The 15268-nt window shown below is 73.2% G+C and carries 11 protein-coding genes; 4 read left to right on the top strand and 7 right to left on the bottom strand.

The genetic code is table 11. The annotated features are described in order from the left end of the window. Window positions 1-155 precede the first annotated feature (155 nt). The 5 genes from HQN59_RS16405 to HQN59_RS16385 all read right to left on the bottom strand — a co-directional run bounded on the left by HQN59_RS16405 (window position 156) and on the right by HQN59_RS16385 (window position 5719). Window positions 156-407, bottom strand: a complete 252-nt coding sequence (locus HQN59_RS16405; RefSeq protein ID WP_176070192.1) for a hypothetical protein — start codon at window positions 405-407, stop codon at window positions 156-158. A 145-nt stretch (window positions 408-552) separates the two neighbouring features. Further along, window positions 553-2778, bottom strand: a complete 2226-nt coding sequence (paoC, locus tag HQN59_RS16400) for an aldehyde oxidoreductase molybdenum-binding subunit PaoC (protein ID WP_176070191.1) — start codon at window positions 2776-2778, stop codon at window positions 553-555. A gap of 3 nt (window positions 2779-2781) precedes the next feature. Continuing rightward, the gene (locus tag HQN59_RS16395; RefSeq protein ID WP_176070190.1) at window positions 2782-3732 is read right to left on the bottom strand and encodes an FAD binding domain-containing protein; all 951 of its coding nucleotides are present in this window, start codon (window positions 3730-3732) and stop codon (window positions 2782-2784) included. After that, window positions 3729-4364 (bottom strand): aldehyde dehydrogenase iron-sulfur subunit PaoA, encoded by a 636-nt coding sequence (paoA, locus tag HQN59_RS16390; RefSeq protein WP_176070189.1) that lies wholly within the window; start codon window positions 4362-4364, stop codon window positions 3729-3731. The genes HQN59_RS16395 and paoA overlap by 4 nt, the downstream gene beginning before the upstream one ends. Window positions 4365-4825: 461 nt before the next feature. Beyond that, window positions 4826-5719, bottom strand: a complete 894-nt coding sequence (locus HQN59_RS16385; RefSeq protein WP_176070188.1) for a dienelactone hydrolase family protein — start codon at window positions 5717-5719, stop codon at window positions 4826-4828. Between the two features lie 165 nt (window positions 5720-5884). On the opposite strand from HQN59_RS16385, the gene fusA reads away from it, so the two are divergent. Further along, a complete protein-coding gene (gene fusA / locus HQN59_RS16380; protein ID WP_176070187.1) occupies window positions 5885-7945 on the top strand; it encodes an elongation factor G in 2061 nt (686 codons plus the stop codon). Window positions 7946-7993: 48 nt separating this feature from the next. On the opposite strand, the gene HQN59_RS16375 is transcribed toward fusA, so the two are convergent. After that, window positions 7994-9049 carry a hypothetical protein gene (locus HQN59_RS16375; RefSeq protein WP_176070186.1) on the bottom strand — a complete coding sequence of 352 codons (1056 nt, stop codon included), beginning with the start codon at window positions 9047-9049 and terminating at the stop codon, window positions 7994-7996. A 3-nt stretch (window positions 9050-9052) separates the two neighbouring features. Then, entirely contained in the window at window positions 9053-11131 is a 2079-nt protein-coding gene (locus tag HQN59_RS16370; RefSeq protein ID WP_342451227.1) for a transcriptional regulator, read from the bottom strand. A gap of 152 nt (window positions 11132-11283) precedes the next feature. On the opposite strand from HQN59_RS16370, the gene HQN59_RS16365 reads away from it, so the two are divergent. The 3 genes from HQN59_RS16365 to HQN59_RS16355 all read left to right on the top strand — a co-directional run bounded on the left by HQN59_RS16365 (window position 11284) and on the right by HQN59_RS16355 (window position 15082). Continuing rightward, window positions 11284-12123: a class I SAM-dependent methyltransferase gene (locus HQN59_RS16365; RefSeq protein ID WP_425342737.1), complete on the top strand. Its 840-nt coding sequence runs from the start codon at window positions 11284-11286 to the stop codon at window positions 12121-12123. 42 nt (window positions 12124-12165) lie between these two features. Next, a complete protein-coding gene (locus HQN59_RS16360; protein ID WP_176070184.1) occupies window positions 12166-13827 on the top strand; it encodes a DUF3455 domain-containing protein in 1662 nt (553 codons plus the stop codon). A 169-nt stretch (window positions 13828-13996) separates the two neighbouring features. Further along, on the top strand, window positions 13997-15082 hold the full coding sequence (locus tag HQN59_RS16355) for an MBL fold metallo-hydrolase (RefSeq protein ID WP_176070183.1): 1086 nt from the start codon (window positions 13997-13999) through the stop codon (window positions 15080-15082). Window positions 15083-15268 lie beyond the last annotated feature (186 nt).

Raw genomic sequence — 15268 nt, 5'->3', positions numbered from 1 at the left:
GCACGACGCCGTACCCGGCGCCGTTCGCGAGCGGGGCCCGCGCGCCTGATCCTTGAGCCGCCGGCGCCCTCGCACCGCGGCCGTCGCGCAAGCGAAAAACGCGGCCGGGGCCGCGTTTTCTTCCTGCGCGTCCGGCTCGAAGGCCGACGACGTGCTTACTTCGTCGCGGCCTTGGCCGCTTCCTTCGACTCGTGAGCGGCGTGGCTCGCCTTGGCCTTGTGAACGTCGGCCTTGGCCTTGTGCACGGTCTTCGCGGGCTCGCTGCTCACGGCTGCCTTGGTGTTCTCCGCGGCCTGCTTGCTGGTCTCGGCGGTGGCCTTGCCGGCTTCCTTGACGGCCGTGCCGGCCTGGGCGTACGCGCCGGCGGCACCGACGACGAGAGCGAGAGCGATGAGTGCGTTCTTCATGGACGTGATCCGGGATCGTGGTTGCGAGAGTTCCGCCGGTCGGCGCTTCGCGAGAGGCGCTGGCGGTGGCCCGTGACCAACGCGCCACCGGCTCGGCGGTTGACGCGCCCCGTGCCGTGGCGACCAGCGTTCGACCGGCGGCCGCTCAGGCGCGCGCCGGCAACTGCCCCAGCACCTTGTCGAGCGTGATCGGGTACTCGCGCACGCGCGCCCCGGTGGCGTTGTAGATCGCGTTGGCGACCGCGGCGGCGACGCCGCAGATGCCGAGCTCGGCGACGCCCTTGGCCTTCATCGGCGACGACAGCGGGTCGGTCTCGTCGAGGAAGATCACGTCCTGGTGCGGGATGTCGGCGTGCACCGGCACCTCGTAACCGGCGAGGTCGTGGTTGACGAAGAAGCCGTAGTCGGGGCGCTTGTCGACCGCGAGGTGCTCCATCAGCGCCGCGCCGACGCCCATCGTCATCGCGCCGATGACCTGGCTGCGCGCGGACTTCGGGTTGAGGATGCGCCCGGCCGCGCACACCGCGAGCATGCGGCGCACGCGCGTCTCGCCGGTGAAGCGGTCGACGCCGACCTCGACGAAGTGCGCGCCGAAGGTCGACTGCTGGTACTTCTTGTGGAGCTCGCCGTACTCGATCGCGTCCTCCGCGACGAGCTCGCCGCCGGCGGCGGCCTGCGCGAGGGGCAGGTTGCGGCCGCCGGCGCGCACCTCGCCGCCGGCGAACACGGCACTCGCGGCATCGACGCCGAGCTTGCCCGCGACCGCCTCGCGCAGCTTCACGCACGCCGCGTAGACGCCGGCCGTCGAGTTGTTGGCGCCCCATTGGCCGCCCGAGCCGGCCGACACCGGAAAGCGCGAGTCGCCGAGCCGCACCACCACCTGGTCGACCGCGACGCCCATCATCTCGGCAGCGGTCTGCGCGAGGATGGTGTAGCTGCCGGTGCCGATGTCGGTCATGTCGGTCTCGACGGTGACGACGCCACGCCCGTCGAGCCGCACCCGCGCCGCCGACTTGGTGAGCAGGTTGTTGCGGAACGCCGCCGCGACGCCCATGCCGACCAGCCAGGTGCCGTCACGCGTGCGGCCCGGCCGCGCGTTGCGCCGGTTCCAGCCGAACTTCTCGGCGCCGGTGCGCAGGCACCGCACCAGGTTGCGCTGCGAGTAATGGCGCTCGGGCTTTTCAGGGTCGACCTGGGTGTCGTTGACGATGCGCAGCTCGACCGGGTCCATGCCGAGCTTCTCGGCAAGCTCGTCCATCGCGACCTCAAGCGCCATCATGCCGGGCGCTTCGCCCGGCGCGCGCATCGCGTTGCCCTCCGGCAGGTCGAGCGCCGCGAGGCGCATCGACGTCAGGCGGTTGGCGCCGGCGTAGAGCAGCCGCGTCTGGTCGGTCGCCGTCTCGGGCTTGCCGCCGGGCAGGTTGCCCGACCAGCTCTCGTGCGCGACCGCGGCGATGCGGCCGTCGCGCGCCGCGCCGAGCCGCACGCGCTGCATCGTCGCCGGCCGGTGCGTGGTGTTGTTGGGCACCTGGGCGCGGGCCAGGTTCACCTTGACCGGACGCCCCGCCATTCGCGCGCCGAGCGCGGCGAGCAGCGCGTCGCTGCGGATCCACAGCTTGGTGCCGAAGCCGCCGCCGACGAACGGCGAGACGATGCGGATCTTCTCGGCCGGGATCAGCAGCGTCTCGGACAGATCGCGCACCGCCCAGGCGACCATCTGGTTCGACGTCCACACCGTCACCGAGTCGCCGTCCCAGGCGGCGACGCTGGCGTGCGGCTCGAGCATCGCGTGACTCTCGTCGGGCGTCGAATACCAGGCGTCGAGCTTGACCGGCGCGGCGGCGAACGCGCCCTCGAAGTCGCCGGTGCGGTGCACCGGCGGCGACGCGCTGCCTTCGCCGCTGTCGCCGCCGACCAGCGGGGCGGTCTCGAGCTGCGCGGCGAGGTCGTAGCGGCCCGGCTCGCGCGCGTAGTCGACGCGCACCAGCCCGGCGGCGGCACGCGCCTGCTCGAACGTCTCGGCGACGACGAGGCCGATCGCCTGGTGGTAGTGCTGCACCTCGGGCCCGCCGAGCAGGCGCGCGTAGTGCGTCTTGGCCTGGCCGAGCTTGCCGGCGTTCTGCCAAGTCACGACGCCGAGCACGCCGGGCGCGGCGCGCGCCGCGGCGACGTCGATCGATGCTATGCGGCCCTTGGCGACGCCGCTCGTCACGACGTAGCCGTACGCCGCGTTCGGCGCGACGTCGTGGCGCTCGTAGGCATAGGGTGCGGTGCCGGTGGTCTTGAAGCGGCCGTCGATGCGGTCGAAGGGCTTGCCGACCGCCTCGAGGCGGTCGATCGGGTTGGTGGTCGCAGGGGTGTCGAACTTCATGCGTCAGGTCCTCGCGGGCTCGAGCGCGGCGGCGAGCGTGCGCTCGACGAGTGGCAGCTTGAACGCGTTGTCGGAGGTGGTGCGGGCGCCGGCGAGCACCTGCTCGGCGACCGCCTTGGGGCCGCGCGGCAGCGCGGCCTCGGCGGCTTCGACGCGCCACGGCTTGTGGGCGATTCCGCCGAACGCGACGCGGCCGCTGCCGTCGCGCTGCACGATCGCGGCGACCGAGACCAGCGCGAACGCGTACGACGCGCGGTCGCGCACCTTGCGATAGCTCTGCGTGCCGCCGACCGGCCTGGGCAGCGTCACGTCGACGATCAGCTCGTCGCGCGCGAGCACGGTGTCGACGTGCGGCGTGTCGCCGGGCAGGCGGTGGAAGTCGGCGATCGGGATGGCGCGCGTCGAGCCGTCGGCCCGTACCGTGCCGACGCGCGCATCGAGCACGCGCATCGCGACCGCCATGTCGCTCGGGTGCGTCGCGATGCAGGCGTCGCTGACGCCGACCACCGCGTGCTGCCGGCTGTAGCCGCCGATGGCCGAGCAGCCGCTGCCGGGCACGCGCTTGTTGCACGGCATGTTGGTGTCGTAGAAGTAGGGACACCGGGTGCGCTGCAGCAAGTTGCCGGCGGTGGTCGCCATGTTGCGCAGCTGGCCGGACGCGCCGGCGAGCAGCGCGCGCGACAGCACCGGGTAGTCGCGCCGCACCCGCGGGTCGGCGGCGAGGTCGCCGTTGCGCACCAGGGCGCCGACGCGAAGGCCTCCGTCGTCGGCCGGCTCGACCTTGTCGAGGCCGAGGCCGTTGACGTCGATCAGATGCGTCGGCGTCTCGATTTCGAGCTTCATCAGGTCGAGCAGGTTGGTGCCGCCGGCGACGAACTTCGCGCCCGGGTTCGCGGCTGCGGCCCGCGCGGCGTCGGCCGGCGTGCGCGCGCGCTCGTAGCTGAACGCCTTCATGCCTTGGCTCCCGCGACCTCGACGATGGCGTCGGCGATGTTCGAGTAGGCGCCGCAGCGGCAGATGTTGCCGCTCATGCGCTCGCGCAGCTCCGCGGGCGTGAGCTGCGGCGCGGCGGCGAGGTCGGCGCTGACGTGGCTCGGCATGCCGCCCTTCAGCTCGTCGAGCATCGCGACCGCCGAGCAGATCTGCCCGGGCGTGCAGTAGCCGCACTGGTAGCCGTCGTGCTTCACGAAGGCGGCCTGCATCGGGTGCAGCTTGTCGGGCGTGCCGAGGCCTTCGATCGTGGTGACGCTGGCACCCTCGTGCATCACCGCGAGCGTGAGGCACGAGTTGATGCGGCGCCCGTCCACGATCACCGTGCAGGCGCCGCACTGTCCCTGGTCGCAGCCCTTCTTGGTGCCGGTGAGGTGCAGGTGCTCCCGCAACGCGTCGAGCAGCGAGGTGCGGGTGTCGACCTCGAGTTCGCGGCGCTGGCCGTTGACCTGCAGCGACACCTTCGCGAGCGTCGGGCGCGGCGCGGCGCTGCCCTGCGCGGCCGCGGCGAGCGGCAGGCTCACGGCCGCGGCGGTGCCGGCCTTGACGATCAGGAAAGTGCGGCGCGTGAGGCTGGTGCGGTTCGGTTCTTCCATCGAGGGTCGATCCTTGCTGAGAGTGGCGGCCGCTCGGGCGTGCAGCCGGTGGGGTGAGCCGGCCGGCGCGAGCGGCTGCGCCGCCGGGCGGGCCCCGGGTGGCGGAGCGGCGAGAGCGCGGTTCGGCAAGCGGCGCGCCCGGCGCGTCGGGCAAACCCCGCGCGCGACGTCGCCGACGGCAGCCGGCGGTCGAGTGCGGCGCCTCCGGCTCGCCTGCGCGACGCGGCTGGCGGCGCCGGCGAGCCTGATACGGTCGCCAAGGTACGGCTGCGCGACGCCGCCGGCCGCGCCGGTACGCGCGGTCACGCACGGCCGCGCCGGCAGCGGGTTGCGACTTCGCGCCGGCGAAAGCTCGCGTCGCCGACTTCGCAGCGACCACGCCGCCAGGCGTGCTGCCCGCGCGACCCGCATCGACCCCATGGCGCTCGCGGGCCGATCAGTTCACGGGCCGGGCCGCACGGTCAGACCAGATGGCGTCTGAAGAACGCCAGCGTGCGGTCCCACGCCAGGCGCGCCGCGGCCGCGTCGTAGCGCGGCGTGGTGTCGTTGTTGAAGCCGTGCTGGGTGCCCGGATACTGGTGCACCTCCACGTCCGCGCCGGCGGCCTTCAGCGCCTTCTCGTAGGCGGGCCACGCCGCGTTGATGCGCTCGTCGACCGCCGCGAGGTGCACCAGAAGCGGCGCCTTCACGCTCGCGGCCTGGTCCGGCGGCGGCGTGTTGCCGTAGAACGGCACCGCGGCGTCGAGGTCCGGCAGGCGCGTCGCCAGCCCGTGCACGACGCCGCCGCCGTAGCAGAAGCCCACCGCACCGAGCTTGCCGTTGCCGTCGGGCCGCGCGCGCAGCCACGTGGCGGCGGCAAGGAAGTCTTCGCGGGTTCTGGCCTGGTCGAGCGTCGCGAACGCTTCGCGCGCCTTGTCCTCGTCGCCGGGATAGCCGCCGAGCGGCGTCAGCGCGTCGGGCGCGAATGCCATGAAGCCGTCGAGCGCGAGGCGGCGCGCGATGTCCTCGATGTGCGGGTTGAGGCCGCGGTTCTCGTGGATCACCAGCACCGACGGAAGCCGGGTCGTCCCGGCCGACGCGGGCCGCGCGAGATAGCCGCGGATCGTGCCGGTGCCGCGTGGCGAGGCGACGCTCGGCCGTTCGGTCGTGAGGCGCGCGTCATCCGGTTTCACCTGCTGACCGGCCGCGAAGTTCGGGCTCAACGCAGCCAGCAGCCCGGCCGCGGTCACGCCCGCCTTGGCGAAGCGTTGCGCCTTCTCGAGGAAGCCGCGCCGGTCGATCTGGTTGTGAACGTAGGCGTCGAAGAGGATCAGCAGTTCCTGGTCGAAGTCGTGCGAGGTCAGGCGAGGCGGCATGGCGGCTTTCCACGGGCTGGAGGCCGCGCGAGGCTACTACGCCCCGCGGCCGCGTGCGTCGGCGCCGGCAGTCGCGATCGCAGTCGCCGCGGGCCGCCCACGATCACATAATCGGCCGAGCCCGCGCGCCTCGGCAGGCCTTCGGGCAAGGACGGAGGAGACAGCATGCCCAGTCCCAGCCGAGACGCCGCCGGCGGCGTCGAGTCGATCCGTACGCTCGCGCTCGTCGGCGCGGCGGCCTCCGGGAAGACCTGTCTGGCCGAGGCGCTGCTCGCCGGCGCCGGCGCGATCGTCGCGCCCGGCTCCGTCGAGCGCGGCAGCACGGTCAGCGACTTCGATCCGCTCGAGCGGCGCATGCAGCATTCGCTGAGCTCGAGCGTCCTGCATTGCACGCACGCCGGCACGCGCATCCACCTCGTCGACACGCCGGGTGCGCCCGACTTCCTGGGCCAGAGCCTGCCGGCGCTGGAAGCGGTCGAGACGGTCGCGGTGGTGATCAACGCGGCGGCCGGCATCGAGCCGATGAGCGTGCGGATGATGGAGCACGCGGCCGCGCGCGGCCGCGACCGCCTGATCGTCGTCAACCGCATCGACGTTCCGGGGGTCGACCTGCCGGGCCTGCTGGCGCAGATCCAGGCCGCGTTCGGCAAGGAGTGCCTGCCGCTCAACCTGCCCGACGCCGGCGGTTCGCGCGTCGTCGACTGCTTCCACAACCGCAGCGGGCACAGCGACTTCGGCAGCGTCGACGCGGCGCACCGGGCGCTCGTCGAGCAGGTGGTCGAGGTCGACCCCGAGTTCATCGAGCGCTACCTCAACGACGGCGACGTCGACGCCTCCGAGCTGCACGCGCCGCTCGAGCAGGCGATGCGCGAGGGGCATCTGATCCCGGTGTGCTTCGTGTCGGCGCGCAGCGGCGCCGGCATCGCCGAGCTGCTCGACGTGGTGGTCAAGCTCCTGCCGCACCCGGGCGAGGCCAACCCGCCCGAGTTCCTGCGCGGCGAGGGCGATGCCGCCGAGCCGCTGCAGGCGCTGCCCGACCCCGACCGCCACGTGCTCGCCCACGTGTTCAAGCTCACGATCGACCCGTTCGTCGGGCGTCTGGGCGTGTTCCGGGTCCACCAGGGCACCGTCACGAAGGACAGCCTTCTCTACGTCGGCGAGGGCCGCAAGCCCTTTCGGGCGGCACACCTCTTCATGCTGCAGGGCAAGGAACACGTCGAGGTGCCGCGGGCGGTGCCCGGCGACATCGTCGCCGTCGCCAAGATCGACGAGATCCGCTTCGACGCGGTGCTGCACGACGCCGCCGAGGACGATCACATCCACCTCGCGCCGCTGCCGTTCCCGAAGCCGGCGTACGGCCTCGCGATCGAGCCGCGCCGCCACGGCGACGAGCAGCGCATGTGGGAAATCCTCAGCAAGCTGGTCGACGAGGACCCGTGCCTGCGCCTCGAACGGGCCGCCGGCACCAACGAGACGCTGGTCTACGGCCTCGGCGAGCTGCACCTCAGGGTCCTGCTCGAGCGCCTGCGCGAGGTGCATCGCTTCGAGGTGACCACGCGCCCGCCCCGGGTTCCGCTGCGCGAGACGATCACGGCGCCGGCCGAGGGCCACCACCGGCACAAGAAGCAGAGCGGCGGCGCCGGGCAGTTCGGCGAGGTCTACCTGCGCGTCGAGCCGCTGCCGCGCGGGGCCGGCTTCGAGTTCGTCGACGCGGTCAAGGGCGGCACGATCCCGGGGCCGTTCATTCCCGCGGTCGAGAAGGGCGTGCGCGAGGGCCTGGCGAGCGGCGCGATCTCGGGCAACCCGGTGGTCGACGTGCGCGTGGTCGTCTACGACGGCAAGGCGCACAGCGTCGACAGCAAGGAGGTCGCGTTCGTCACCGCGGGCCGCAAGGCGCTGCTCGCCGCGCTGCGCGCCGCGCGGCCGATCGTCCTCGAGCCGATCGTGCAGGTCGAGATCACCGCGCCCGAGTCGGCGCTCGGCGACATCACCGGCGACCTCGCGGCGCGCCGCGGCATGGTGAGCGGCACCAGCAACGGCAGCATCGGCACGATGACGGTGCGCGGGCAGGCGCCGATGTCGGAGCTGCTCGGCTACCAGAGCCGCCTCAACGCGCTGACCAGCGGCCAGGGCCGCTACATGATCGACTTCTCGCACTACGAGCCGGTGCCCCCGAGCCTGCAGCAGCAGCTGACCAGCCAGTACAAGGTGGCGGACGAGGAGTGACCGGCCGACTCGTGAGCGAGCGCCTGACGCGGGGCGAAAGCCGCGCCCTTAGTCGCGGCGGCTCGCTGCCACGGCCGCGGGATCGCCACAGACGATGTCGTTCAGCGTCAGCTCCCCGATGTTTGCCACGACGTTCGACGCGCCGGGCGAGCCGGTGATCTGCGCGCTCAGCGTGCCGGCGAGCGTCCCGCTCGAGACCGGCATTCCGAACAGCGCCAGGTGCGTCTCGGCGGCCGCGAGTTCGAGGACGCGAACGACGAGCTGGGGCCCCGACGGCGACGATGACAGCTCGATGCGGTTCCTGCCGCGCTCGCGCCCGGTGAGTACCGCGCGGGCCCGCTCGTCGCCGATGACGCCATCGCCGAGCCTCAGCTCGGCGCGCATGCGCGTGCGAGCGATCATCTCGGCGCTGCCGCGCGCGGGCGCGCCGATCGACACGCCGGAGAGGAAGCACTCGGCGAACGGCTGCAGGTCGATCGAGCCGCGGTCGCTCGACCACGACGACAGCAGCGCGCCGCGCCGCTCGAAGTTGGCGCCGGGCACTCGGGTCGCCGACAGCAGGTAGAGGTAGTTGCGGCCATTGGGCGCGTCGACGTAGATGCCCATCCGGCTGATGCCCATCGACGAATCGGGCCCGATGTGCTCGACGGTTGCGCGGTTGAAGTCGACGCGCCCGTGAGCGATCGGGATCGTGACGTGCGCATCGAAGATCCATGCCGCGTCCTTGATGTCGGCGTGCACGGCGCCGTCGAGCGTGGCCAGCGGCTCGAAGCGCCAGTGCCGGCGCACCGGGGCGCTCGGCGCGCCGCCTGCGGGCCACGCGACGGGTCCGAGGCTGGCGCCGCGCAGCTGCAAGCTGCCGATGCGGGCCCCCACGATGCGATCGACGAGGCCGGCGTCGCCGCGCGCGGGTCCGAGCCGGGCGGTCACGTCCGAGAGCACGGCGCTCGCCGCGTTGACCGGGCCGAGCGGTGTTTGAAGGGCGAGGTCGCTCACCTCGATGCGCTCGATGCGGAGCGTCGCGCTGCCGTCGGCGTCGATCAGCGACGACAGCCCCGACGTGCGCAGATCGCCGAGTCGAAACGGAGGGGCGTTGGCAGGCATGTTTCAGACGTCGAGAGCGCGCGTGGCTTTGCGCACCAGCGCGCGGGCATCGGGGCTCAGCCGAAAGGCCGAGAGGAGGTCCTCGACACCATAGCCGGGACGCGCGCGCTGGATCGTCGCCGCGAACGCCCGTGCGTCGTCGATGCGGCCGGCGAGCGCGAGGCACAGCATCGCGATCGCCTGGATGTGGACGTGGGCGTTGGGCCGCGACGCCGAGCGCACGCCCCAATCCGCGGCCTCCTCGTAACGGCCGAGGCGCAGCAGGGCGAGCGCACGCGTGGCCAGCATGCCGAACAGCATCGGGTCGAACGGGCTCAGCGCCCGCGAGTGGTCGGTCTGCGCGATGGCCGTTGCGGCGTCGCCCGACTGCGCGTGAACCCAGCCGAGGGTGTAGTGGCCGAGCGCGAAATTCGGGCTGAGCTCGACGGCGCTCTGCAGCTCGCCGAGGGCGTCGTCCTGGTGGCCGCGCAACCAGAGCGCGCGCCCGAGCGCCCAGTGCGACGCCGGATCGCGCTCGTCGGCCATCAAGCCGTCGCAGGCGCTCGCGTACGCGCGCTCGACCGCGTCGTCGCGCTCGCCCCAGCCCAGGAACGCGTCCTGGAAATGGGTGAACGAGAGGCCCGCGTACGGTCGCGAGAAGGTCGGGTCGAGGCGGAGCGCGGTCCGGAAGAAATGGCGCGCCTGCTCGTTGTCCTCGCGATGGAAACGCACCATGTGCCAGAGCCCGCGATGGTGTGCCTCCCAGGCGTCGAGCGAGTTGGGGGGTTTCAGGATCGCGCGGTTGCGTTCGGCCACCTCGATCTGGCTCGCGATCGACGAGACGATGCGGTCGCCGATCTCGTCGAGAACCCTGAACGTGTCGTCGAGGCGCACCGAGAACTCGTCGGCCCACAGCACCCGCGCCAGCCGCGTCTCCATCAGCTGGACCGTGACCCGCACGTGCGCGTCGGGTCCGCGCCGCAGCGAGCCGCTGGCGATGTAGTCGACGTCGAGCCGGCGCCCCGCATCCTCGGCGCCGACGTGGCGCTCGGCGAGCGCGAACATCGTTCCCTCGGCGATGACGAACATGCTGCGCAGCTTGGCCAGGCGCGCGATCACGTCGTGCGCGAGGCCGTCGCCGAGGCCGCCGCGCAGCGCCGCGCCCGGGCTGCGATCCGCGAACGGCATCACCGCGAGCGATGCGCGCCGGGTGGCGTCGGCGGCGAGCGGCCGTGCCGTGGTCGCGAGCGTGTCGACCGGCAGCGGCGGCGCCGGCGCTTCGAAGCGCGACGTGGGCACCGCGCCCGCGCCGCGGCCGTGGCGCAGCTTGGCGGCGCGCCACGCGTGACCGATCGGCGCCCAGTCCTGGCCCTCGAGCTCGTAGCGGCGCGCGGTCGACGAGAGGTGCTCGTCCCCTTCGCGCAAGCGGCCGCGCGCGGCGAGCGCATCGAGCAGCTGCTCGTGCGCACGGCGGTCGAACGGTGCGATCGCGAGCCACTGCTCGACCGCCGCGAGCGCCGCGTCGCTTGCGGGCGGCAGCGCCTTGGCCCAGTGCTCCAGCAGCGCGGCGTGGGCGGCGCGCAGCCGCCGCCGTTCGGCGACCCGCCAGCCCGCGAAGGCAGGGCTGCGCGGCAGGTCGAGGCCCTCGAGAAAGTCGCTGCCGGAACACAGGGTCGCCAAATCCTGCAGTCGCGCGGCGGGTAACGCGGCGATTCCCTGCTGCATGGCCGCCGTGACCTCCCGGGCATCGACGAGGCAGCCGGCGAGGTCAAGGCCGACGCTGTCACCGCTGGCGACGACGCGCGGCCGGTCCGGCTCGTCGAGCACGCCCCGCAACTTGCTGAGACACCAGCGCAGCTCGCCGCGGGGATCGCTCGGCAGGTCCCACAGCAGCTCGCAGAGGTGGCTGCGCGTGACCGGCCGGTTGGCCATCGCGAGGTAGGCGAGCAGCGCGCGCACCTTGCGGGAGGCGGGAAGCGCGAGCGCGACGCCGTCGCGACGGAGGGTCAGCGGCCCGAGCAGCCGCAGCGCCAGCGCGCCGGGCGATGGCGGGCCGGTGCGCGGCGTCGCTGCCGGATCACGCACCGGCGGTCGAATTTCCACGCCGATTTCCACGCCCGGCACCACGGGCGCTTCCACGCGCCGGCCGAACAGTGCGGTGCAACGGCCCTCGCGCATCGGCACCGCCGGCCGCCAGCGCCCCGCACAGCGGGTCACGCCATCCCTCACGTGCCCTTGGAGCCCTCATGAACGCATTGTCCGCCACCGTTGCCGCCACCGCACCCGGCGCACCCGACTTCGCCGCCGTCAAGGCGCGCCAGAAAGCCGCCTGGGCTTCCGGCGACTACGCCGTCGTCGGCACCACGCTGCAGATCGTCGGAGAGACGCTGTGCGAGGCCGCCGACCTGCGCGCCGGGCAGCGCGTGCTCGACGTCGCCGCCGGCAACGGCAACGCCACCCTCGCGGCCGCGCGCCGCTGGTGCGAGGTCACGTCGACCGACTACGTGCCGGCGCTGCTCGAGCGTGGCCGCGAGCGCGCGGCGGCCGAGCGGCTGCACGGCGTCGACTTCCTCGAGGCCGACGTGGAGGCGCTGCCGTTCGACGACGCCAGCTTCGATGCCGTGCTCTCGACCTTCGGCTGCATGTTCGCGCCGAACCCGCCTCGCGTCGCCGCCGAGATGCTGCGTGTATGCCGCCCGGGCGGCACGATCGCGATGGCGAACTGGACGCCCGACGGCTACATCGGACAGCTCTTCAAGACGCTCGGCCGGCACGTCGCGCCGCCGCCGGGCATCGGCTCGCCGGCGCTCTGGGGCACGCGCGCGCGCATCGACGAGCTGTTCGGCGCCGACGCGTCGCATGTCGAGACCCGCACGCGCGCGTTCACGTTCCGCTACCGCTCGCCCGAGCACATGCTGGACGTCTTCCGCGGCTACTACGGGCCGATCCTGAAGGCGTTCGCGACGCTGGACGAGGACGGCCAGCGCGCGCTCGCCGAGGACCTGGTCGGCCTGATGGCGCGCTTCAACCGCGCGGGCGGCGGCGACGTCGTGATCCCGAGCGACTACCTCGAGATCGTCGTCACGCGGCGCTAGACGCCGGGCCACCAACCCTTCCCATCGACCGAGGACCTCACCATGAAGCATCTCATTCGAACCTCCGCCACCTGCGTCGGCGTCGCCGTGCTGCTCGCCGTTGCCGCCCCCGCGCGTGCCGACGTCGTGACCGACTGGAACATGCTCGCCGGCGACTGGATCGTGCAGGCGAAGATCGGAACGCCACCCGCGAACCGCGTGATGGCGATCGTGCAGACCGCCGTCCACGAGGCGGTGAATGCCGCCGAATTGCAGCACCCGGGCGACGCCGTCGCGAGCGCGGCGGCAGTCGCCGCTGCCAACCGCGCGAGCCTCGTCAAGCTGCTGCCGCAGCAGGCTGCCGCGATCGCGGGTGCGTACGACACGGCGATCGGCAGGCTCGCCGACGGCACCGCCCGATCGGCCGGCATCGCCGCCGGCGAACAGGCCGCTGCGCGCGTGCTGGCCTGGCGCTCCGACGACGGCGCGAACGCGGCCGATCGTTACCGGCCACACGCCGCGCCGGGCGCGTACGTGCCCACCACCGGTGTGGCGGCGCCGCAGTGGCCGCAACGCAAGCTCTGGCTGATGCGCGATGGCGCGCAGTTCCGGCCGGGCCCGCCGCCAGCGCTGGACAGTGCGACGTGGGCGCGCGACTACAACGAGGTCAAGGCGCTCGGCAGCAAGGCGAGCCGCGAACGCACCCCCGAGCAGAACGAGATTGCCCGCTTCTGGGAGTACTCGCTGCCGCCGATCTACCACGCGGTGCTGCGCTCGGTCGCCGCGGCGCCGGGCCGCAGCGTGGCGCAGAACGCGCGCCTCTTTGCAGCGGCGAGTCAGGCCATGGACGACGCGCTGATCGCGGTGCTCGACGCCAAGTACCACTACGGGTTCTGGCGCCCGGTGACGGCGATCCGCAACGGCGACCGCGACGGCAGCCCCGCGACCGACGTCGAGCATGGCTGGGTGCCGCTGATCGACAACCCGACGCATCCGGAGTACCCGAGCGCGCACAGCATCCTGGCGGGTGCGCTCGGCGAGCTCCTGAAGGCCGAGGCGGGCGGCCAGCCGATGCCGGAGCTCGCGACCAGCAGCCCCACCGCGGGCGGCGCCACGCGTCGCTGGGCCAGCGTCGACGCCTTCACCCGCGAGGTGGCGCACGCGCGGATCTGGGAGGGCATCCACTACCGCACCTCGGTCGAGGTGGGGCTCGACATGGGGCGCCGGATCGGTGCACTCGCCGTTCAGCAGGTCGCGCAGGCGCCGGCCACGGCGGGCGTGCCGCAGGCCCTCGCGCCGCGGGGGGCATCGACGCTGATCGAGCGGGTCGTGGCGCGGGGCGTGCAGATCTACGAGTGCCGCCCCGAAGCCGGCGCGGCAGCCGGCGGGCGCTGGGTTCTCGTGGCGCCCGAGGCGGAGCTGCTCGATGCCCGCGGCGCCGCCGCCGGACGTCACGGCGGCGGGCCGACGTGGGAGGCCTTCGACGGCAGCCGCATCGTCGGGACCGTCGAGGCGCGCGCCGACGCGCCGCAGGGCGCCGCCATTCCCTGGCTGCTGCTCTCGACGCGCTCGGTCGGCGGCGCCGGTCGCTTCTCACGCGTGAGTCACGTCCAGCGCGTCAACACCACGGGCGGCGTCGCGCCGCAGCGAGCCTGCGACGGCGCGGCGCACGGCGCGAGCGAGCGCGTGCCGTACACGGCGGACTATCTCTTTTACGCGTCGTAGTCGCGCGCGCCGCGCTGCCGTGCCGGAACACGGCAGCGCCCGGCATCTCGCGCCGGGGAGCGTCGGCGCGCCGAAGCCGGTCGAGGCGCGCGCCGAGTCTGCAGGCGGGGTCGTCCGCCGAGTTGCGCCGTTGCACAGCCGCTATGCTGGCGCGCCTTCGAGGGGTGCCATGAGACGAGTCCTCAGCTGCGTCGCGATCCTGCTTTCGAGCGCCTGCGCCACCGGCGTCGGCGCCGACGCATGCGAGGCGCGGTTTAAGTCGTCGCCGCAGTTCGCGTCCGACGAGTGCGGCTTCCGCAACCCGCCCAACCCCGACGCGAAGCCGGCTCTCTCGGGCTGGCGCAACTGGACGCGGTTCCTGTTCGAGACGAAGGTCGGCACCGTGCCGGTCGATCCGATCCCGGTGCGCCGGCTGGACCGTGCCGCCCTCGACGCACTCGACCCGGCGGCCAACCACATCGTGCGGCTCGGCCACTCGTCGCACCTGCTCAAGCTGCAGGGCCGCTACTGGCTCATCGATCCGGTGTTCGGCGAGCGCGCATCGCCGGTCTCGTTCGCGGGACCCAAGCGTTTCCACGCGCCGCCGCTCGCGCTCGCCGAGGTGCCGCGCATCGAAGGCCTGGTGCTCTCGCACGACCACTACGACCATCTCGACGCCGGCACCATCGAGGCGCTGCGCGACCGCGTGCAGCGCTACTTCGTGCCGCTCGGCGTCGGCGCACGCCTTCGGGAGTGGGGCGTGCCGGCCGACCGCATCGAGGAGCTCGACTGGTGGCAGCAGCGCGAGTGGGCGGGCGTCGTCGTCACCGCTGCGCCGGCGCAGCATTTCTCGGGGCGCACGCTGTGGGACCGCAACCGCACGCTCTGGGCCGCGTGGTCGCTCGCGAGCGGCGCCGAGCGCATCTTCTACAGCGGCGACACCGGCTACTTCCCCGGCTTTCGCGAGATCGGCACGCGACTCGGCCGCATCGACCTCGCGCTCATGGAGAACGGCGCCTACGACGCCGGCTGGCCGAGCGTGCACATGACGCCCGAGGAAACCGTGCAGGCGTTCGAGGAGCTCGGCGCGCGCACGCTCTTCCTGGTTCACAACAGCACGTTCGATCTCGCCTTCCACGGCTGGCGCGAGCCGCTCGAGCGCGTCGCCGCGCTCGCCGAGCGCAAGGGCATCGCGCTCGCGACGCCCGAGATCGGCGAGGTGCTGACCCTCGGCCGACCGCGCGAGAACCGGCGCTGGTGGGAAGGGTTGCGCTGAGGCTGCGGGTCTGCATCGAAGCGCGGGTGCCCCCGAGCCGGCGCGGTCACCCTCCGGCGCGGTCCGGCGCCAGGCTCGCGTGCGCGCTCGACGGCCGCAGCTGCGATCGCATCGCGCGCGGTGCCGCGCGTGCCGCACCGCGCGCCCGCCGGGTGTCGAGAAGATTTACAGAGTGGTTCGCGGTGC

The organism is Rhizobacter koreensis, from assembly GCF_013366375.1.
GTDB lineage: Bacteria > Pseudomonadota > Gammaproteobacteria > Burkholderiales > Burkholderiaceae_C > Schlegelella_A > Schlegelella_A koreensis.
Note: the sequence above shows the minus strand (reverse complement) of the source record. Positions and strands in the feature narration are given on the sequence as shown.

Excerpts from the sequence above, each read along its gene's own strand:
- HQN59_RS16385 (WP_176070188.1), bottom strand. The coding sequence starts at position 5,719 with ATGCCGCCTCGCCTGACCTCGCACGACTTCGACCAGGAACTGCTGATC.
- HQN59_RS16375 (WP_176070186.1), bottom strand. The coding sequence starts at position 9,049 with ATGCCTGCCAACGCCCCTCCGTTTCGACTCGGCGATCTGCGCACGTCG.
- HQN59_RS16405 (WP_176070192.1), bottom strand. The coding sequence starts at position 407 with ATGAAGAACGCACTCATCGCTCTCGCTCTCGTCGTCGGTGCCGCCGGC.
- HQN59_RS16395 (WP_176070190.1), bottom strand. The coding sequence starts at position 3,732 with ATGAAGGCGTTCAGCTACGAGCGCGCGCGCACGCCGGCCGACGCCGCG.
- fusA (WP_176070187.1), top strand. The coding sequence starts at position 5,885 with ATGCCCAGTCCCAGCCGAGACGCCGCCGGCGGCGTCGAGTCGATCCGT.
- HQN59_RS16355 (WP_176070183.1), top strand. The coding sequence starts at position 13,997 with ATGAGACGAGTCCTCAGCTGCGTCGCGATCCTGCTTTCGAGCGCCTGC.
- paoC (WP_176070191.1), bottom strand. The coding sequence starts at position 2,778 with ATGAAGTTCGACACCCCTGCGACCACCAACCCGATCGACCGCCTCGAG.
- HQN59_RS16360 (WP_176070184.1), top strand. The coding sequence starts at position 12,166 with ATGAAGCATCTCATTCGAACCTCCGCCACCTGCGTCGGCGTCGCCGTG.
- paoA (WP_176070189.1), bottom strand. The coding sequence starts at position 4,364 with ATGGAAGAACCGAACCGCACCAGCCTCACGCGCCGCACTTTCCTGATC.